This is a genomic window from Pseudomonas sp. GW822-FHT02D10, from assembly GCF_058802345.1.
In genome coordinates this window covers 1-18153 of record NZ_JBXAOB010000017.1, presented here as the reverse complement: position 1 = coordinate 18153, position 18153 = coordinate 1, and the positions used below count along the sequence as shown (strand labels likewise).

Genomic DNA, 18153 nt, shown 5'->3' with positions numbered 1-18153 from the left:
AAAACTGTAGGCGCCGGCTGGCCTGTGATGAAAACGACGCGCCATGGGTTACGTGTTTTCTTATTTATTCGAATGGATCAAGAAAGGAGAAACGCCGCCGCTACAGTGCAAAGTCTCAGATATTTATCGAATAAAAGGACGTTTCCATGTCGCTCAGACAACTTTCCATTCAATGGAAGATCACCCTGCTCGCCGGGCTGTGCCTGGCCGGCGTCGTGACCTTGCTGGTAGGTCTTTCGCTGTATCGCATGGAGCACAGTTCGGAGCTGGTAAAAGCCTCGAGCATGGAAATGCTCAACGAAGCGGCTCAAGCACGCATCGAGGCGCTGGGTGAAGTTCAGGCGCTGGGGATTCGCCAGCAGTTCATGGACGCCTATCAATATGGCCACGGGTTCTCGCGCCAGGTGTTGTTCCTGCGTGAACAAGCCGAGAAGCGCTTTCTCGATGCTTTCGACCTGCGTGAAGACCTGACCCGCCAGGTCAAGTCGGCGCTGCAAGCCAACCCGCAATTGCTCGGCCTGTCACTGGTGTTCGAAGCCAACGCACTGGACGGCAAGGACGAACTGTTCGTCGGCCAGAAAGAACTCGGCAGCAACGACAAGGGCCGCTTCGCCCTGTACTGGTCGCAACCGACCGCCGGCAAGCTGAACTCGATGTCGCTGCCGGAAAGCGACATGGCCGACACCAGCACCGGTCCTAGTGGCGAGCCCGCCAACGCCTGGTTCACTTGCCCGCGCACCACCCTCAAGCCCTGCGTGATCGAACCCTACTTTTATGTGATCGACGGCCAGAACGTGCTGATGACCAGCATCGTCTTCCCGTTGATGGTCGACGGTAAGGTCATCGCGTCGCTGTCGGTCGACATCAACCTCAACAGCCTGCAAGCGACCAGCCAGCAAGCGAGCAAAAAGCTTTATGACGGCCAGACCACCGTCAGCATCCTCAGCCCGGTCGGCCTGCTCGCCGGTTACAGCCCGGACGCCAGCAAACTCAGCCAGCGTCTGGATACCGTGGACAAGGACAGCGGTGCCGAGCTGATCCGCAGGCTCGCCGCCAGCACTCAGACCCAGAGCCTGCACAACAATCAGCTACTCAAGGTGCTGTCGCCGTTCCAGCCGATCCCCGGTAGCAAATCGTGGGGCGTATTGCTCGATGTACCGGAGAAAGTCCTGGTCGGCCCCGCCGAAACCCTGAAAAAACAACTCGACGAACGCAACACCGCCGGCACCCTGATCGAGCTGAGCCTCGGCGTTTTGGCTGCGGTCATCGGTTTGTTGCTGGTGTGGTTAATGGCGCGCAGTGTGACCAAACCGATTCTCGGCGTGGCGCGCATGCTGGAAGACATCGCCAGCGGCGAAGGCGATCTGACCCGCCGTCTGGCCTACGACAAGCAAGACGAGCTCGGGCAATTGGCCGGCTGGTTCAACCGTTTCCTCGACAAGCTGCAACCGATCATCGCGCAAGTAAAACGCTCGGTGCAGGACGCGCGCAGCACGGCAGATCAATCGTCGGCCATCGCCACCCAGACCAGCGCCGGGATGGAGCAGCAGTACCGTCAGGTCGATCAGGTGGCTACCGCGTCCCACGAAATGAGCGCCACCGCCCAGGACGTCGCCCGCAGTGCTGCTCAGGCGGCTCAAGCGGCACGCGATGCCGATCAAGCGACCCGTCAGGGTCTGACTGTGATCGACCGCACCACCGCCAGCATCGACAGCCTGGCGGCAGAGATGAGCACCGCGATGACCCAGGTCGAAGGCCTGGCCGCCAACAGCGAGAAGATCGGTTCGGTGCTGGAAGTGATTCGCGCCATCGCCGAACAAACCAACTTGTTGGCCCTGAACGCCGCCATCGAAGCCGCCCGCGCCGGTGAAGCCGGTCGTGGTTTTGCAGTGGTGGCCGATGAAGTGCGCAACCTTGCGCGCCGCACGCAAGAGTCGGTGGAAGAAACCCGTCAGGTGATCGAACAGCTGCAAAGCGGCACGCAAGACGTGGTCGGCTCGATGAACAACAGTCATCGCCAGGCCCAGGGCAGTGTCGAGCAAGTCAGCCAGGCGGTCACCGCCCTGCGGCAGATCGGCGATGCGGTGACGGTGATTACCGACATGAATCTGCAAATCGCCAGCGCTGCCGAAGAACAGAGCGCAGTGGCCGAGGAGATCAACAGCAACGTGGCGACCATTCGCGACGTGACGGAATCGCTGTCGGGTCAGGCCAATGAATCGGCACGGGTCAGCCAGTCGCTCAATAGCCTGGCGAATCAGCAGCAGAGTTTGATGGATCAGTTCAGGGTTTGATGTCAGGAGGTAGCGTAACAGGCTCGCCACCAAACAAGATCAAAAGATCGCAGCCTGCGGCAGCTCCTACAGTGATCGGCGTAGGAGCTGCCGCAGGCTGCGATCTTTTAGCGTCGAGGCAACTCCACCACCACCTTCAACCCACCCCACTCACTCTCTTGCAACCGCATCTCCCCGCCCCACGCCTCGACGATATCGCGCACGATGCCCAGTCCCAGGCCATGCCCGTCAGTCTGCTCATCCAGGCGCGCACCGCGGCTGAATACCTGATCACGCTGCGCTTCGGGGATGCCCGGCCCATCGTCTTCCACGGCCAGCACAAACCCTTCAGCCGTCTCGACGATGCTCAAGCGAACCTCGGCGTCCGCCCATTTGCAGGCGTTGTCCAGCAGGTTGCCGAGCAGCTCCAGCAAATCCTCACGATCCCAAGGCAAGTGCAAACCGGCCGGCGCGATTTCGCTCAGATGCAGGTGTTCGCCGTGGATCATGTTCAGGGTCGCCAACAACCCCGGCAGCTCGGCAGCGCAATCGAACTGCGCACCGGGCAAGGCATCGCCCGCCAGACGCGCGCGATTAAGCTCGCGATTGAGTCGCTGCTGAACCTGTTCGAGTGGCGCCAGAAGGAGCTTGCGCAGTTCTGGATGGGCGTCGAGTTTTTCGCTCGACGCCAGACTCAACAGCACCGCCAGTGGCGTCTTCAGCGCATGCCCGAGGTTGCCCAGGGCATTGCGCGAACGCTTGAGGCTGTCTTCGGTGTGCGCCAACAAATGGTTGATCTGCGCCACCAAGGGCTCCAGCTCCAGCGGCACTTGAGCGTCCAGTTGCGAACGTTGCGCCTGTTGCAACTGCGCAATCTGCTCGCGGGCATTTTCCAGCGGTCGCAAGGCACGCCGCACGGTGACGCGCTGCAACACCAGAATCAGCAGCAACCCCGTCAGCCCCAACCCAAGCCCGATCTGGCGCATGCGTTGGAAGCTCTCGCGCACCGGGGTGTAGTCCTGCGCCACGCTGATGGAAATCGACTGCCCCAACCGCCGGTAGTCCGCGCGCAAGACCAGTAATTGCTGGCCTTCCGGCCCCAGTTGCAGGTTGCTGTGCAGCCCGGAATGATCAAGCAGCGGTAATTCCTGATCCCACAGCGAACGTGAGCGCCAGTGGTTGTCGGCGAAGTCGATATGAAAATAATGCCCGGAAAACGGTCGCTGATAAGCCGGTGACAGACGTCGTTCGTCCAGTTGCAAACCCTGCGGACCCCGCACCAACGCCATCAGCACGTTTTCACTGTCGTTGCGCAGCCCGGCTTCCAGATACCGCTGCAAACCCATTTCAAACAACCACAGACTGGTTTGCGCCAGCACCAGCCCTACGATCACCATGACGCTGATCAGCCCCAGGCTCAAACGACGCTGAATCGACTTCACTGAGCCTGCCCACCGAACCGGTAACCCTGACCGCGCCGGGTTTCAATCACGCTGCGGCCGAGTTTGCGGCGCAGGTGGTTGACGTGAACTTCCAGCACGTTCGAGTCGCGCTCGGTTTCACCGTCGTAGAGGTGTTCAGCGAGGTGGCTTTTGGAAAGGATCAGCTGCGGGTGCAGCATGAAATAGCGCAACAGGCGAAACTCGGCAGCGGTCAGCTGAATCTCGGCGCCATCGCGAATCACGCATTGGCGGCCCTCGTCCAGCTGCAATCCGGCGGCCTTGAGCGTCGGTTGATTGGCCTGGCCGTGGGAGCGCCGTAGCAGTGCTTGAATCCGCAGGTGCAACTCTTCCGGGTGAAACGGTTTGCTCAGGTAGTCATCGGCACCGGCCTTGAGCCCTTCGATACGCTCAGCCCAGGAGTCGCGTGCGGTCAGCACCAACACCGGCGTGGCCAGGCCACCCGTACGCCATTGGCTGAGCACCTCAAGCCCCGGCAACCCAGGCAGCCCGAGATCGAGAATGATCAGGTCATAGGGTTCAGAGCGGCCCTGATACAGCGCATCGCGGCCATCGGCCAACCAGTCGACGGCGTAGCCCTGGCGATCGAGCCCGGCCATCACTTCGTCGGCCAGCGGTACATGGTCTTCCACCAGCAGCAGGCGCATCAGTCATCTTCCTTGTCTTTGATCAAGCGCCCGGTGGCGGCGTCCAGATCCAGATCACGCACCACGCCGTCGGCAGTCAGCAACTCGACTTCGTAGAGGTAAACGTCGTGCTTTTCTTCAAGCCCGGCTTCCAGCAATTTAGCGCCGGGGTAGCGGTCCATGGCCTGCTGCAATAGCTGCTCAAGCGGCAGAATCACCCCTTGCTGACGCAGGCGCAGGGCTTCGTCCTGATCCAGGTCGCGGGCCACCACCACCGAGCAAAATGCCAGAAGCGTCAGGGTCGCCAGACCATAAGTGCGCAGATTAACCTTCATTACGTATCCTGAGCATGGAGTGCCTGCGTATTCTTCATGGATTCCCCGGGGAGTCACCCTAGCCACATGAACTTAACTGAAACTGAATTGCCATCATCGAGTTCCTACAAAAAATTGAGACCGGTATGACCGCTATCCACATCAAATTCTCCGCCCTGACCCTCAAGGCCGGCCCACGGGCGTTGACGCGGATTCGCAATAACGGCTTGAGCGCCCTGGATGTCGGCACACTGCCCGGTGCCGCCGGCGGACCGAAAGCGTTGGGAATTCAAGGTCTGGACCTGGCGCTGTTCGGCGAATGGCTACCGGCCGCACCGCGCGAGCGCTCGTTGATCGGCGCTTCGGTCGGTTCCTGGCGCTTCGCCAGTGCCTGTTTGCCGGACGCCGCCGAAGGCATCAGGCGTCTCGGTGAGCTGTACAACGCCCAGAGTTTTTCCAAGGGTGTGAGCATGGCGCAGATCAGCCAGCGTTCGCAGCGCATGCTGCATGACTTGCTCGACGGCCGCGATGCGCTGCTGCTCGGCAACCCGCTGTATCGGCTGAACATCATGCTGGTGAAAAGCCACGGTCTGCTCGCCGACGATCATCGCGGGCGGCTCGGGCTTGGCTTGTCGTCGGTGATTGCCGACAACCTGCGTGGGCGTTCACGGTTGTCGCGGCACTTTGAACGGCTGATCGTCCATGACCCTCGTCTGGCGCCACCGCTCAACGCGCTGAACGACTTCCCGTCGCGTTTCGTCCCGCTCAATGCCGGCAACTTACGCCAAGCCTTGCTCGCGTCGGGTTCGATCCCGATGGTCATGGAAGGCGTGCGCGACCTGCCCGGCGCTGGCGCGGGGACTTATCGCGATGGCGGTTTGCTGGATTACCACCTCGACTTGCCGTACAGCGGTGATGACATCGTGATCTACCCACACTTCACCGATCGGGTGATTCCCGGCTGGTTCGACAAAACCCTGCCATGGCGACGCGGCAATCCGGGGCGCTTGCAGAACGTGCTGTTGGTGGCGCCGTCAAAGGCGTACCTGTCGCGCCTGCCCTACGGCAAGTTGCCCGACCGGAACGACTTCAAGCGCTTCATGGGTGACCCGACCAGCCGCCAGAAATACTGGAAAACCGCCATGGACGAGAGCCAGCGGCTCGGTGACGAGTTCCTCGAACTCAGCGCCAGCGGACGTTTGGGCGAGCAGCTGTTGACCCTTTAGTCAGTGTTTTCCCGCAACCCGGAACCCAAACTGTTAAACTCGCGACCTGCCCCATCGCTGTGGGCGATAGCCACCTGACAGAGCTCAAACCACTGTGGAAATCTTCAAAGAGTTTACCTTCGAATCCGCCCACCGCCTGCCCCACGTCCCGGAAGGCCACAAGTGCGGCCGCCTGCACGGTCACTCGTTCAAAGTGGCGATTCACCTGAGCGGCGACCTCGATCCACACACCGGCTGGATCCGCGACTTCTCGGAAATCAAGGCGATCTTCAAGCCGCTGTATGAGCGTTTGGATCATAACTATTTGAATGACATTCCAGGCCTGGAGAATCCGACCAGTGAAGTGTTGGCGAAGTGGATCTGGAACGAGTTAAAGCCATTGCTGCCGGAACTCAGTGCGATTCGGATTCATGAGACTTGCACCAGCGGGTGCATCTACCACGGCGAATAAGCCTGGGGATCAAAAAAACCACCGAGACCGGTGGTTTTTTTATGCCTATGATTCAGGCATTCACTCGCGCTATCGATCGAGAAAAGGACCTGCCCCACATGCACATCATCAACGCCCGCCTGCGCAACTATGAAGGCCTGCATGAGTTGCACCTGGAAAACGGCCTGATCGCCAACATTGCCCGTCAAACCGAGGCGCCAACCCTCGGCCCCGAAGACCTCGACGCGGGCGGCAACCTCGTTGTACCGCCCTTCGTCGAGCCGCACATTCACCTCGACGCGACGCTGACCGCCGGTGAACCGCGCTGGAACATGAGCGGCACGTTGTTCGAAGGCATCGAATGCTGGGGCGAGCGCAAGGCGACCATCACTGCGGACGACACCAAAACCCGCGCCAAAAAGACCATCAATGCCCTCGCCGCCCACGGCATTCAGCATGTGCGCACCCACGTCGATGTCACCGACCCGCAGCTGACCGCGCTCAAGGCGATGCTTGAAGTGCGCGAAGAGAGTCGACACCTGATCGACCTGCAAATCGTCGCCTTCCCCCAGGAAGGCATCGAGTCCTACCGCAATGGCCGCGAATTGATGACCGAGGCCATTGCCCTGGGCGCCGATGTGGTCGGCGGCATTCCGCACTTCGAGTACACCCGCGATCAAGGTGTCAGCTCGGTGAAATTCCTGATGGACCTGGCCGAGCGCACCGGCTGCCTGGTGGATGTGCATTGCGACGAAACCGACGACCCGCATTCACGCTTTCTTGAAGTGCTGGCCGAAGAAGCCCGCAGCCGCGACATGGGTTCACGGGTGACCGCCAGCCACACCACGGCCATGGGCTCCTACGACAACGCCTACTGCGCCAAGCTCTTTCGCCTGCTCGGGCACTCGGGGATCAGTTTTGTCTCCTGCCCGACCGAAAGCATTCACCTCCAAGGGCGCTTCGACAACTTTCCGAAACGCCGTGGCGTCACCCGGGTGAACGAGTTGCTGGAAGCCGGAATGAACGTATGTTTCGGTCAGGACTCAATCGTCGATCCGTGGTATCCGTTGGGTAACGGCAACATCCTGCGGGTGCTCGAAGCGGGCCTGCACATCTGCCACATGCTCGGTTACCGCAATTTGCAAACTGCGCTGGACCTGGTGACCGACAACAGCGCCAAAGCCATGGCCCTGGGTGATCGTTACGGGCTGGAGCCGGGACGTCCGGCCAACTTGCTGATTCTCTCGGCCGACAGCGATTACGAGGTGATCCGCAGCCAGGGCTTGCCGCTGTACTCGATTCGCGCCGGGAAGGTGTTGATGAAGCGGCAGATGCCGGTGGTGGAGCTTTTCGGCTGACCGGGCTGACGCCATCGCGAGCAAGCTCGCTCCCACACAGGATCTGTGTCAGTCACAATTATTGTGGTCGTCGCAGTTCACCTGTGGGAGCGAGCTTGCTCCGGGCGGCGATCCGACGATGGCGATCTGACCGGCAACGCATCATCAGAGCATCAATCGCGCCGTACCAAACAAACTGACCCGACTCAGTTCACCGTCCTGCTCTTCGAGCAAAACCGGCGCCGTACCACCGGGCATCACCACCGCCACAGTCCCTGTCGTCACCCAACCCACACGCCACGCCGCGCAGGCCACCGCGCTGGCACTGGTGCCGGAAGATGCGGTCGGGCCTTCGCCGCGTTCGAAGACCCGAGCCACAATGCGATTCCCGGACTCCAGCATCGCCCATTGCAGATTGACGCCCGCCGGACAAGGCCCGCCAGACCCGGTCGGTGGCGCGAAAGCGATGCGCGTCAGGTGGGCCGACAACTCGGGCTCGCGCATCTGCTCATTGCTCGGCAACGCATCGGCATCCGCCACCAGGGTCACACAATGGGGATTACCGACCCGCACAAACTGGCTGTAACCCCATTGCCGATTCAGCCGCGCGAGCATCGGCACATGGCTCAACTCACGTTGATTCAACGTCCGCGCCTCGACCGCCTGAGCCCCCACCGCCTCCGGCCCGAAAGCCGGTTTGCCAAGGTCCAGCCAGAAACCTTGCACGCCCTCCACCTGTGCTGACTCTACCGAGGTCTCGACCGGCGACAACGCATCGCGCTTGTCGTGGTGAACCTTGAGCAGGCAACGCCCCTGCGCTGGCATCAAGCCCTGCTCGGTCAGCGCCTGGGCAAAAATCGTCAGGCCGTTGCCACTGCGCTCGGCCAGGGAGCCGTCGGTGTTGACGATCAACAGGTCAAACGGTGGCGCGGCCTGAAACGGACCGACCAGCAAGCCATCAGAACGGTGCTCCTTGGCTCCGGCCGGTTGGGTGCCGGGGGCCCAACTGCAAATGGCTTCCACCGCAGACAGAGCCCAGTCGGAACGGCTTTGCGCCGACTGGCTGGCGTCCTCCGGCAGATCGATACCGCGCTGGCGCAGATCGTGTGGGCTGACAACAGCGTAGATGTTGCCGCGGGCATCGAAAAGCGACGTCATGGACAGGTCCTGAGTAAGGTCTGGAACACGCCGCTACTGTAAGCGCTGGCGACTCGAATCACACGCGCAGAACCTCAAGGGCGCTCAAAAACGCAACGGGGCACCCGTGGCAAGTCACTGAAACCGACGAGTGGCCGAAAAAATCAATTGTCAGAAAATATTACCTACGTCATATTACGTCCGTAATAACGACTGATATCCCATAGGGGATTGCCATGACCAACCTGAACGCCGTTGATCCTTCCCTTGCCGTGCAACCTGTGCGCCCACCTTTGCTCAAGCGCTTACTGCTCACCGTTGCGGGCCTCGTGGCCTTGGTGCTGATCGCGATCTACGCAGCGCACTGGTGGACCAGCGGCCGCTTCATCGAAGAAACCGACGACGCCTACATCGGTGGCGACGTGACGGTGATCGGGCCAAAGGTCGCAGGCTATGTCGAAGAAGTGCTGGTGACCGACAACCAGCGCGTCAAGGCTGGCGACCTGCTGATACGCCTCGATTCACGCGACTATCGCGCCAGCCTGGCCAAGGCCGAAGGCGCCGTTGCCGCGGAGGAAGCGCTGCTGGCCAACCTCGATGCCACAGAGCAATTGCAACACGCGGTGATCGGTCAGGCGCGTGCCGGGATTGATGCCGCAGGCGCGGAAACCGCCCGTTCGCGGGATGACAATGCCCGCTACAAACAACTGGTCGGCAGTAATGCGGTGTCGGTAGAAAGTGCGCAACGCGCCGATGCCACCTTCAAGACTGCTCAGGCGCTGAGTGCCCGGGCACAAGCCGAGTTGCTCGCGACGCAACGGCAGCTGGACGTGATCGCAACCCACAAGCAACAAGCCAAAGCGGCGTTGATGCAGGCGCGTGCCGAACGTGACCTGGCCCAGCTGAACCTCGGTTACACCGAACTGCGCGCGCCGGTCGACGGGGTGATCGGCAACCGCCGGGCGCGGGTTGGCGCCTATGCCCAGGCCGGCTCGCAATTGCTCTCGGTGGTGCCGGCCAGCGGATTGTGGGTCGATGCCAATTTCAAGGAAGATCAGCTGGCGCACATGGTGCCCGGCCAACGCGTGAGCATTCATGCCGACGTGCTTTCGGGTCGCGAATTCCATGGTCATCTGGACAGCCTGGCACCGGCCACTGGCGCGCAGTTCAGCGTGCTGCCACCGGAAAACGCCACCGGCAACTTCACCAAAATCGTCCAGCGGGTGCCGGTGCGGATCCTCCTTGATCCGGCCGACGGCGTACTCGGCCAGTTGCGTCCAGGGCTGTCGGTGACTGCATCGGTGGACACCAAAACCGCGCCCAAGGAACCGACAGTTGCCGTCGCCCAGGCCAGCGCACCATGAGCCGCGCCCTCACCGCCCAGGCCCAACCGTTCGATGCCGCGAACATGGCGACAGCGACCAAGGTATTTGCCTTCGCCACGATGTGCATCGGCATGTTCATCGCGCTGCTGGATATCCAGATTGTTTCGGCCTCGCTGCGTGACATCGGCGGTGGGCTCTCGGCCGGCACCGACGAAACCGCCTGGGTGCAGACCAGCTACCTGATAGCCGAAATCATCGTAATTCCGCTGTCGGGTTGGTTGTCGCGGGTGTTTTCCACCCGTTGGCTGTTCTGCGTTTCGGCGGTCGGCTTCACCTTGGCCAGCCTGCTCTGCGGCGCGGCCTGGAACATCCAGAGCATGATCACCTTCCGTGCGCTGCAAGGTTTTCTCGGCGGCTCGATGATCCCGCTGGTGTTCACCACCGCGTTCTTTTTCTTCACCGGCAAACAACGGGTCATCGCCGCCGCGACCATTGGTGCGGTGGCCTCATTGGCGCCGACCCTCGGGCCGGTGATTGGCGGCTGGATCACCGACGTGTCGTCCTGGCACTGGTTGTTTTACATCAACCTGGTGCCGGGGATTTTCGTCGCCATTGCGGTGCCGATGCTGGTGAAAATCGACCAGCCGGAACTGTCTCTGCTCAAGGGCGCGGATTACCTGAGTATGGTCTTCATGGCGCTGTTTCTCGGTTGCCTGGAGTACACCCTGGAAGAAGGTCCGCGCTGGAACTGGTTCAGCGATCAGACGATTCTGACCACTGCGTGGATCTCCGGGCTGGCGGGCCTGGCCTTCATCGGCCGGAGCTTGCACGTGGCCAACCCGATCGTTGATCTGCGGGCGCTGAAAGACCGCAACTTTGCCCTCGGCTGCTTCTTTTCATTCGTCACCGGGATCGGCCTGTTCGCGACCATTTACCTGACGCCGCTGTTTCTCGGCCGGGTACGCGGTTATGGCGCACTGGACATTGGTCTGGCGGTGTTTTCCACCGGGGTGTTCCAGATCATGGCGATTCCGCTGTATGCCTTTCTGGCCAACCGCGTCGACCTGCGCTGGATCATGATGACCGGCCTTGGGCTGTTCGCGTTATCGATGTGGGATTTCAGCCCGATCACCCATGACTGGGGGGCCAGGGAATTGATACTGCCGCAAGCCTTGCGCGGGATAGCCCAGCAATTGGCGGTGCCGCCGGCCGTCACGCTGACCCTTGGCGGGCTGGCCCCGGCGCGGTTGAAGCATGCGTCGGGGTTGTTCAATCTGATGCGCAACCTCGGTGGTGCGATCGGCATCGCCGCCTGCGCAACGATCCTCAATGACCGCACCAACCTGCATTTCACGCGACTGGCCGAGCACCTGAACAGCAGCAATGAAGCCCTGAACCAGTGGCTATCACAGGTCGGCAGCAACTTCGCCGCCCTGGGTCAGAACGGCGACGCGGGCGTCACTGCCAGCCTGCACCAACTGTGGCTGCTGACCTACCGCGAAGCCCAGACGCAAACCTATGGCGACGCATTCCTGATGATCATGGTCTGCTTCATCATCGCGACGCTGATGGTGCCCTTGATGCGCAAAGTGCAACCACCGGCCGCGCCGTCAGCAGACGCCCATTGATCCCGACTCAGGCCTGGAGCATTCAGCGTCAATCAGAACACGTGTGCCATCACCAAACGGGTTGCAGCAGCCAGCACATCACGACGCGCTTCGGCGTCCTTTTGATGTTGGGTGAAGTAAACCGCGAGCACGACGGGCGCACCCTGCTGCGGCCAAAGCACCGCCACATCGTTGGTAGTGCCGTAGTCGCCGCTACCGGTTTTATCACCGACGACCCAACCCGCCGGCGTACCGGCTCGAATGCTCGCATCGCCGGTGGTATTGCCCTTGAGCCAGGTCGCCAACTGCTCCCTTTGCGCCGCCGCCAGTGCATCACCCAGCACCACTTTCTGCACACTCGCGGCCATTGCAGCGGGTGTGGTGGTGTCACGAGGATCACCGGGAATGGCGGTGTTTAACTCCGGCTCCCAACGATCAAGACGAAACGCCGGGTCACTCAGCCGCTTGGCAAATTGGTTAACCCCTGCCACGCCACCCAACACCTTGATCAACAAATTGGCAGCGGTGTTATCGCTGTATTGCAACGTGGCGGCACACAACTGCGCAACGCTCATACCCTGTTTCAGGTTCTGTTTAGCGATCGGTGCGTAAGACAGCAAGTCGGCTTCGCCATACGCGACAGGTTTGTCGAGCAACCCAGGTTCGGCCATGCTTTTGTGCAACACCGCTGCAGCCAGCATCAACTTGAACGTGCTGCAAAACGGAAAGCGCTCCCCGCCCCGATACTGAAACTCGTGGCCTGTGGCAGTGTTGATCAAGGCAACGCCCAGCCGACCTTTTGCACTGTTCTCCAACTCGGCGAGTTGCTTGTAAAGCTCGGCCAGTGGTTTATCCGGGGATGAAGCGCTTGCCCAGACTGGGCACACCAGAGTGATCAACGGCAGTGTCAGGCCTGCCTTCAACAATGAACGTCGCGAGGGTGAATACTTCATGCCGTGCCTCGTAAAAAATCCAAATGACAGGCGGACTCGATCTGCAATCGGTGCCCTGCCCCTCAGCAAACTTCTGAATACACAGCCGCGTCGGGACAGCCTTCCATCGACAACACCATCGTGCGATTTCGACCAAAATTTTTGGCCTGGTACATCGCTGCATCTGCCCGCTCAATGAACACTTCGATGCTGTCCCCGTCTTTGGGTACAAACGCAAAACAGCCCAGACTCACCGTCAAATGCCCCGAGGGCGCGCCGGAATGGATGATGTGCTTGTCCTTGACGCTGTGGCGGATCTGCTCAGCAATCGTAAAGGCACCGTGAATGTCAGTATCGGGCAACAGCACCGCGAACTCTTCACCGCCGTAACGCACCGCCAGATCGGACTTGCGGTGACAACAACTTTTCACCACTCGCGCCACTTCTGCCAGGCACTGATCCCCCGCCACATGACCGTAGGTGTCGTTGTAGCGTTTGAAAAAATCGATATCGAGCATGATCAGGCTCAACGAACTCTGTTGACGGGCACCGCGTGCGAACTCAATGTCCAGCGCCCGTTCGAACAGTCGACGATTCGCCAACCCGGTCAGGCTGTCGTGAGTCGCGATCACTTCCAGCCGCTCTTGCGCGGTCCGCAAATCCGCCTCGATGAGTTCACCATTGCGAACCTGCAGCACAAACACCCAACCGAACAAGCCAACACCCAGTACCACCAGGGCGACGATGACACTGGATTGATAGGCGTTGGCGTACCACCCCCGAAGAATCGTTTCTTCCGGGGTCGCCGCCGCAACCACCAGCGGGTAGGCATCCAGCCGACGATAGCTGTAAAGGCGAACCACACCGTCCAGCACCGAACGGATCATTACATTGCCGGAGGTGGCATGGGGCAAGTGCTGCTGGAAAATATCCCCATGCGCCACTGACTCGCCTATTCGCGACGCATCAAACGGCCGCCTGGCCAGCAACGTCCCGTCCGACAACACCAGAGACATCACCCCGTTGTCATCGAGACTGAAGCTTTTGAAGAACTGATCGAAGTACGCCAGCTTGATCCCGGCCATCAGCACGCCCTGGAACTCGCCGTGCTGGTCATTCACCCGCCGGGAAATCGGAATGATCCACTCACCGTTCTGCCGGCTATGAATCGCCGGCCCAATGTGCGCGAGCAACGTGGGATTCTGCTGATGGAACGTGAAGTAGTCGCGATCAGCCACACCCCCGCGACGCGGCAGGTCATCAAACGATGTCACCACCCACTGCCCGTTTTTATCGAACAGAAACAGCCCGTGCAACTGCTCAAGCGCCTGCACCCGCCGCGCAAAGGTCCGCTGCAACCGCGGGTTCTGCACCACGCCAAAACCGTCCTCCTGAATCCAGTCGACCAGGCTGGTCATCACCAGATCCGCGCTCAAAAACGTGTCCTGCGCCTGCTGCGCCATCGCCCGCGTCAGGTTCGCCGACGCCACCTCAGCCAATGACAAATCGTGGCGCCGGGACTGCTCCAGTTGCAGGTAAAGCAAGCCACACAAGCACAGGCAAATCGCCGCAACAAACATCACCGCAGCTTTGCGCAGAGGCAAGCGTTTAAGAGGGCCGCCGGGGGGATTATGAGGGTCGTGAATGGGGGTAGGCAAAAGCATCATCCTTGAAGGGTAAGGCATGAGCAAAAGCCCAGATCCCTTAATGCCGGGGAGCTTAGCTTACGAGGGTGATGAGGGGCAAATAACGGCGCGAGTCATAAATTCGCGGCCCTTTCTCCTGTATTGTTCAACGCATTCGTCGATGCTCATTTGAAACATCAATGCTCCCCACCGATACAGCCCTGTGAACGTCCACACCCAATGAAATACAAAGACAGCACCGCATCGCTGGACACCGCCAAAAAGATTCTCAAGGTGAACCACGCCGGAGAATTTGGCGCCATCAACATTTACCGATCGCAGATCTTTGTATCCCGCCTGCTGCGCAAAGACTACGTGCCCCTTCTGGAAAGCTTCATGGAAGACGAAAAACGTCACATGAACCTGTTCTGGGAAGAGATACAGCGCCGCAATGGCATCAAGTGCAAGAGCTACTGGCTCTGCGGCGCCGGGGGCTGGTTCATGGGTTTTATCTCGGCGCTACTCGGGAAAAGCGGCGTCATGGCCTGCACCTGGGCCGTGGAGTCGGTTGTGGTGGGCCATCTGAAAAATCAGCTCTCCTACCTTGAAAGCCGAAACGATTCGGCGGCCTGGAAAACAGTCCAGTCGATTCTGGAAGATGAGGAAAACCATCGCGATACCGGCCGAATCGAAGGCGGCAGCGCGCTGCTGTATGGGCCGTTCAGATGGATGATCAGTTTGTTTACGGAAGGTGTTATTCGGTTTGGGATGCGGTAAAAACAGAACTACCCTAGAACCGCCCACACAAGCCAATCCAAGGAGGAAAAGCATGAGCACTCTGAACCACCCGACAACCATCGACACCGTTGTGTTCGACCTCGGTAACGTCCTCATTCACTGGAATCCAAGAAACCTTTACCGAAAGATCTTCGGTGATGACGTACAGGCCATGGAGACGTTTCTTTCAGAGGTCTGCCCTCCCGAGTGGAACGAGCGCCAGGACGCTGGCCGGTCCTGGCAGGAAGGGATCGACGAAGCCATCGCACGGCACCCGTCACAAGAGGCGCTGATTCGTGCCTACCGCGAGCGCTGGGAAGAGACACTCGGCGGCGTACTGGACGAAACCGTGCTGGTCCTGAATGAACTGCACGCCAAGGGTTTCCGCCTGCTGGCCCTGACAAACTGGTCCGCCGAAACCTTCCCGATTGCCCTTGAGCGCTTTCCCTTTCTGCACACGTTCGAGGGCATCCTCGTCTCTGGCGCCGAAGGCATCATCAAGCCTGCCCCAGCGATCTTCCAACTAATGAAATCTCGCTACCAGTTCGAAGGCCACCATGCGGTGTTTATCGACGACCACGCGCCGAACATCGAAGGCGCACGCCGGGAAGGCTTCAACGCGCTGCAGTTCACCAGTGCGGCACAACTGCGCAAAGACCTGGCGGCACTGGGTTTGCCCGTGCAGGCCCTGAGTGAGCCGGCATAACGAACCGACAAGCCACACATTATCAGCGCAACGAACACACAAAAATGGGCGACCGAAGTCGCCCATTTTTTATGCCAATAAACCTACAACGATCCCCATCAACGCATTGGCGGAACCCGAATATCCCCCGCCCGACACTGACTCTTCACGCCCTTGCCACAAGACCCGAATGACAAGTCCTTACCCAGGCATACTCGCACTTCCGACAACTCAGGTCCGTTGCAGACAATCGCGATGCCATTCTCGGGAATCCCGGGATTGCTCTGACGGAACATCTGCGCAATTTCCTGCGCCGGGAAGTAGATCTCGGTGCTCAAGGGTTTCAGCTTGTCCGGGATCTTCACCGCGCCAACCGCCTTGTCCGCCACATCCAGATAACCCGAGGCGCCGAGGCCGCTGCAGGTGCCGTGCTTTGACCATTCATGCTGAAGCAATTTTGGCGTCACAAACAACGTCAGCCCTTGTTTCTGCTCCGCTGGCGACAAAGGCACCATCGGCAGACAAGACTCCGGCCAACCGCCCTTGGCGTACTGCGGCCAGAGACCGTGCAGCACAAAGCCGTAGCCTTTGCCTGAGCATTGCGGATTGTTCTGGTGGGTCAGGCAAAACGTCGGCGACCAGGACAGTGTCAGCAAGTAATAATCAAACACCCCCGCCACCGACTCGGTCTGCTGCTTATCGCGATGGGACCGAGCGTCGCTCATGCCCACGCTGCCAATCGTCAGCGCAAACAGCGCGACCAGTGCATACAGTTTTTTCATTAACCCTCTCCTTTGGGACAGATCGGTTGATCGTTCTCGGCGTGGTGAACCTGTCATTGCCGCGGATTCTAACTGGCCATTACCCGCTCAGGTGAAGTACCTTGAAATCGCTACGATCACACTGACGTCACGATAGGACATCGAAATGAGTAAGGCAGATGAGCTCGCCGCGAAACTGAAGCAAAAACAGCAAACCCGTGCTGACGCCGAAGCCTGCGCAGATACGGCGATTGAACATTGGCCGATACAGGTCTATGAGATGTACCACCAGCTTGAGGCATGGCTGGAGCCGCTGATTGAAGCCGGTTTGAACATTCGCCGAGTCCCCACACACGTTATCGAAAACCTCCCTTCCGGCGAGACCTTCAACTACGCCATCGACAAACTGCTGATCGAGGGTAACCACAACAGCATCACCCTCGACCCGATTGCTCGCTTCATCATTGGTGGCATGGGCCGTGTCGATGTCCTCGCCAAAGGCAAAGAACTGTATTTGCGCCGGACCGAGACCGAACACGGTGAAGCGCAGTGGCAGATCCAGAGCATCCCGCGTACCGGACAACCACGGCCGGAGCCGGTCGAGCTCAGTGAAGACAACTTTCTCTCGGTGATACAGGAAGGCCTGGATCTCTAAAGCCGAGAGCAACGCGGGGAAGAAGTGTGGTATGTCACCCTTCCCTGCCAAACAAAAAAATGGGCGACCTTGCGAGGTCGCCCATTTTCGTTACGGCTATCAGAGCTGAGCGTGCAAGCGTCGCCCCACCACATCCATCAAATCACAGCCATCGCGTAGCGGAATCGCCAACACCCGCGCAAAGTCCTGCAACAGCAACGCATCACGGCCGAGCCCCTCGCCCAGGGAAAGTGTTTCCAGCAATTGCGTCACACAGCGAATGCGATACGCCGCCGTGTCGTGCAGCACATCGACCGGCGCTTCCGTGTCGATCAGCAAAGATGGGATTGTGCAGTCAATGCCGGTGATCGGCATGTATCGAGCCATGGCAGAACCTCCAGTGAATGAACCAGCGTGAGCACTCAGTGACGAGCCGCGGACGAAACCCCGGACGCCGAGTCCGGCGTGTCGAAATGCTCCAGCGCCCGGTTCACCAACAACTCACTGAGTACCACCAACTGCTGCATCGCCAACGCCACATGGCGCCGCGAACCTTCGAGCTCGAAGGCCAGGTCGGTGGTCATGGCGTTGAGGGACGCGAGGGTTTCGGAGGCGTGGATCAATAGGGTTTCGGTGTCGACGTTGGGGGCGATGGTGAAGACGTGGTTGGTGGGGTCGGAAACGGCTGCGGTTTCGGGGGGATTGGGGGTGATCTTTTTCATGGGTGAAGCTCCTTTAGCATTTATGGGTGCTTGGGCTCCTTTAGCTACAAAACGGACTTCCACATCCGACCGCTGATTTTTCAGCGGCGGGGGAAGGTTATCTGGCTGGGTGATAGGGCACAAGTTCACAGAAAGCGCTGTGACTTGCAGGAAATGTCCGAAGAAAACTAAAGCAATAGCTACATTGCAATGTGACTGCAACAACGGGACTGTCAGATTTTTTGTGTGCGGGCCGGTAACGGCCTGCCGTTAGGCAGGCCTTTATTTCACCAGGTCGGCCTG

18 protein-coding genes and 1 pseudogene are annotated in these 18153 nt (G+C 59.9%); 10 read left to right on the top strand and 9 right to left on the bottom strand.

All coding sequences use genetic code 11. The features are described from left to right. Positions 1-146 precede the first annotated feature (146 nt). Both AC1RPZ_RS22545 and AC1RPZ_RS22540 read left to right on the top strand, forming a co-directional pair. A pseudogene (locus tag AC1RPZ_RS22545) lies at positions 147-1436 on the top strand (cache domain-containing protein); the annotation flags it as partial. 102 nt (positions 1437-1538) lie between these two features. Next, positions 1539-2294, top strand: coding sequence for a methyl-accepting chemotaxis protein (locus tag AC1RPZ_RS22540; protein WP_493139707.1), 756 nt, complete (start codon positions 1539-1541; stop codon positions 2292-2294). Positions 2295-2401: 107 nt separating this feature from the next. Here the strand turns inward: AC1RPZ_RS22540 and AC1RPZ_RS22535 are convergent, their stop codons facing one another. Genes AC1RPZ_RS22535 through AC1RPZ_RS22525 form a run of 3 tightly spaced genes read right to left on the bottom strand, consistent with a single transcriptional unit; the run spans position 2402 to position 4694 of the window. After that, the gene (locus AC1RPZ_RS22535; protein ID WP_493139535.1) at positions 2402-3715 is read right to left on the bottom strand and encodes a sensor histidine kinase; all 1314 of its coding nucleotides are present in this window, start codon (positions 3713-3715) and stop codon (positions 2402-2404) included. Further along, positions 3712-4380, bottom strand: coding sequence for a response regulator transcription factor (locus tag AC1RPZ_RS22530; RefSeq protein ID WP_493139533.1), 669 nt, complete (start codon positions 4378-4380; stop codon positions 3712-3714). The genes AC1RPZ_RS22535 and AC1RPZ_RS22530 overlap by 4 nt, the downstream gene beginning before the upstream one ends. Beyond that, positions 4380-4694: a PepSY domain-containing protein gene (locus AC1RPZ_RS22525; RefSeq protein ID WP_493139531.1), complete on the bottom strand. Its 315-nt coding sequence runs from the start codon at positions 4692-4694 to the stop codon at positions 4380-4382. The genes AC1RPZ_RS22530 and AC1RPZ_RS22525 overlap by 1 nt, the downstream gene beginning before the upstream one ends. Positions 4695-4819: 125 nt before the next feature. On the opposite strand from AC1RPZ_RS22525, the gene AC1RPZ_RS22520 reads away from it, so the two are divergent. From AC1RPZ_RS22520 to codA, 3 genes are all read left to right on the top strand, one after another. Continuing rightward, positions 4820-5899 (top strand): patatin-like phospholipase family protein, encoded by a 1080-nt coding sequence (locus AC1RPZ_RS22520; protein WP_493139529.1) that lies wholly within the window; start codon positions 4820-4822, stop codon positions 5897-5899. A 94-nt stretch (positions 5900-5993) separates the two neighbouring features. Next, the gene (gene queD, locus AC1RPZ_RS22515; RefSeq protein WP_019692825.1) at positions 5994-6350 is read left to right on the top strand and encodes a 6-carboxytetrahydropterin synthase QueD; all 357 of its coding nucleotides are present in this window, start codon (positions 5994-5996) and stop codon (positions 6348-6350) included. A 98-nt stretch (positions 6351-6448) separates the two neighbouring features. Then, positions 6449-7687: a cytosine deaminase gene (gene codA / locus AC1RPZ_RS22510; protein ID WP_493139528.1), complete on the top strand. Its 1239-nt coding sequence runs from the start codon at positions 6449-6451 to the stop codon at positions 7685-7687. Positions 7688-7831: 144 nt separating this feature from the next. Here the strand turns inward: codA and AC1RPZ_RS22505 are convergent, their stop codons facing one another. Beyond that, positions 7832-8824, bottom strand: a complete 993-nt coding sequence (locus tag AC1RPZ_RS22505; protein WP_493139526.1) for a diaminopimelate epimerase — start codon at positions 8822-8824, stop codon at positions 7832-7834. A 215-nt stretch (positions 8825-9039) separates the two neighbouring features. On the opposite strand from AC1RPZ_RS22505, the gene AC1RPZ_RS22500 reads away from it, so the two are divergent. Both AC1RPZ_RS22500 and AC1RPZ_RS22495 read left to right on the top strand, forming a co-directional pair. Beyond that, positions 9040-10167, top strand: a complete 1128-nt coding sequence (locus AC1RPZ_RS22500; RefSeq protein ID WP_493139525.1) for an HlyD family secretion protein — start codon at positions 9040-9042, stop codon at positions 10165-10167. Further along, the gene (locus AC1RPZ_RS22495; RefSeq protein ID WP_493139523.1) at positions 10164-11756 is read left to right on the top strand and encodes a DHA2 family efflux MFS transporter permease subunit; all 1593 of its coding nucleotides are present in this window, start codon (positions 10164-10166) and stop codon (positions 11754-11756) included. The genes AC1RPZ_RS22500 and AC1RPZ_RS22495 overlap by 4 nt, the downstream gene beginning before the upstream one ends. A 32-nt stretch (positions 11757-11788) precedes the next feature. On the opposite strand, the gene bla is transcribed toward AC1RPZ_RS22495, so the two are convergent. Continuing rightward, complete coding sequence (bla, locus tag AC1RPZ_RS22490; RefSeq protein WP_493139522.1) at positions 11789-12688, bottom strand: class A beta-lactamase; 900 nt, start codon at positions 12686-12688, stop codon at positions 11789-11791. 62 nt (positions 12689-12750) lie between these two features. Then, positions 12751-14325 carry a sensor domain-containing diguanylate cyclase gene (locus AC1RPZ_RS22485; protein WP_493139520.1) on the bottom strand — a complete coding sequence of 525 codons (1575 nt, stop codon included), beginning with the start codon at positions 14323-14325 and terminating at the stop codon, positions 12751-12753. Between the two features lie 207 nt (positions 14326-14532). Here AC1RPZ_RS22485 and AC1RPZ_RS22480 point away from each other — a divergent pair, with 207 nt between their 5' ends. Further along, a complete protein-coding gene (locus tag AC1RPZ_RS22480) occupies positions 14533-15069 on the top strand; it encodes a demethoxyubiquinone hydroxylase family protein (protein WP_493139519.1) in 537 nt (178 codons plus the stop codon). A 52-nt stretch (positions 15070-15121) separates the two neighbouring features. Next, positions 15122-15775, top strand: coding sequence for an HAD family hydrolase (locus tag AC1RPZ_RS22475; protein WP_493139517.1), 654 nt, complete (start codon positions 15122-15124; stop codon positions 15773-15775). A 98-nt stretch (positions 15776-15873) separates the two neighbouring features. Here the strand turns inward: AC1RPZ_RS22475 and AC1RPZ_RS22470 are convergent, their stop codons facing one another. Then, the gene (locus AC1RPZ_RS22470) at positions 15874-16536 is read right to left on the bottom strand and encodes a ribonuclease T2 family protein (protein ID WP_493139515.1); all 663 of its coding nucleotides are present in this window, start codon (positions 16534-16536) and stop codon (positions 15874-15876) included. A 145-nt stretch (positions 16537-16681) separates the two neighbouring features. Between AC1RPZ_RS22470 and AC1RPZ_RS22465 the strand changes: the two genes are divergently transcribed. Continuing rightward, positions 16682-17170 carry a hypothetical protein gene (locus AC1RPZ_RS22465; RefSeq protein WP_493139514.1) on the top strand — a complete coding sequence of 163 codons (489 nt, stop codon included), beginning with the start codon at positions 16682-16684 and terminating at the stop codon, positions 17168-17170. A gap of 99 nt (positions 17171-17269) precedes the next feature. Here the strand turns inward: AC1RPZ_RS22465 and AC1RPZ_RS22460 are convergent, their stop codons facing one another. Together AC1RPZ_RS22460 and AC1RPZ_RS22455 are read right to left on the bottom strand one after the other, a co-directional pair. Beyond that, positions 17270-17536: a hypothetical protein gene (locus tag AC1RPZ_RS22460; protein ID WP_493139513.1), complete on the bottom strand. Its 267-nt coding sequence runs from the start codon at positions 17534-17536 to the stop codon at positions 17270-17272. 35 nt (positions 17537-17571) lie between these two features. Then, positions 17572-17871, bottom strand: a complete 300-nt coding sequence (locus tag AC1RPZ_RS22455; protein WP_493139511.1) for a DUF6124 family protein — start codon at positions 17869-17871, stop codon at positions 17572-17574. Between the last annotated feature and the right edge of the window lie 282 nt (positions 17872-18153).

Bases quoted from the DNA above. Each gene is read 5' to 3' on its own strand.
- AC1RPZ_RS22460 (WP_493139513.1), bottom strand. From the start codon at position 17,536: ATGGCTCGATACATGCCGATCACCGGCATTGACTGCACAATCCCATCT.
- AC1RPZ_RS22465 (WP_493139514.1), top strand. From the start codon at position 16,682: ATGAGTAAGGCAGATGAGCTCGCCGCGAAACTGAAGCAAAAACAGCAA.
- AC1RPZ_RS22520 (WP_493139529.1), top strand. From the start codon at position 4,820: ATGACCGCTATCCACATCAAATTCTCCGCCCTGACCCTCAAGGCCGGC.
- AC1RPZ_RS22525 (WP_493139531.1), bottom strand. From the start codon at position 4,694: ATGAAGGTTAATCTGCGCACTTATGGTCTGGCGACCCTGACGCTTCTG.
- AC1RPZ_RS22530 (WP_493139533.1), bottom strand. From the start codon at position 4,380: ATGCGCCTGCTGCTGGTGGAAGACCATGTACCGCTGGCCGACGAAGTG.
- AC1RPZ_RS22540 (WP_493139707.1), top strand. From the start codon at position 1,539: ATGGAGCAGCAGTACCGTCAGGTCGATCAGGTGGCTACCGCGTCCCAC.
- AC1RPZ_RS22495 (WP_493139523.1), top strand. From the start codon at position 10,164: ATGAGCCGCGCCCTCACCGCCCAGGCCCAACCGTTCGATGCCGCGAAC.
- AC1RPZ_RS22500 (WP_493139525.1), top strand. From the start codon at position 9,040: ATGACCAACCTGAACGCCGTTGATCCTTCCCTTGCCGTGCAACCTGTG.
- AC1RPZ_RS22455 (WP_493139511.1), bottom strand. From the start codon at position 17,871: ATGAAAAAGATCACCCCCAATCCCCCCGAAACCGCAGCCGTTTCCGAC.
- AC1RPZ_RS22505 (WP_493139526.1), bottom strand. From the start codon at position 8,824: ATGACGTCGCTTTTCGATGCCCGCGGCAACATCTACGCTGTTGTCAGC.
- codA (WP_493139528.1), top strand. From the start codon at position 6,449: ATGCACATCATCAACGCCCGCCTGCGCAACTATGAAGGCCTGCATGAG.
- AC1RPZ_RS22470 (WP_493139515.1), bottom strand. From the start codon at position 16,536: ATGAAAAAACTGTATGCACTGGTCGCGCTGTTTGCGCTGACGATTGGC.
- AC1RPZ_RS22475 (WP_493139517.1), top strand. From the start codon at position 15,122: ATGAGCACTCTGAACCACCCGACAACCATCGACACCGTTGTGTTCGAC.
- AC1RPZ_RS22480 (WP_493139519.1), top strand. From the start codon at position 14,533: ATGAAATACAAAGACAGCACCGCATCGCTGGACACCGCCAAAAAGATT.
- bla (WP_493139522.1), bottom strand. From the start codon at position 12,688: ATGAAGTATTCACCCTCGCGACGTTCATTGTTGAAGGCAGGCCTGACA.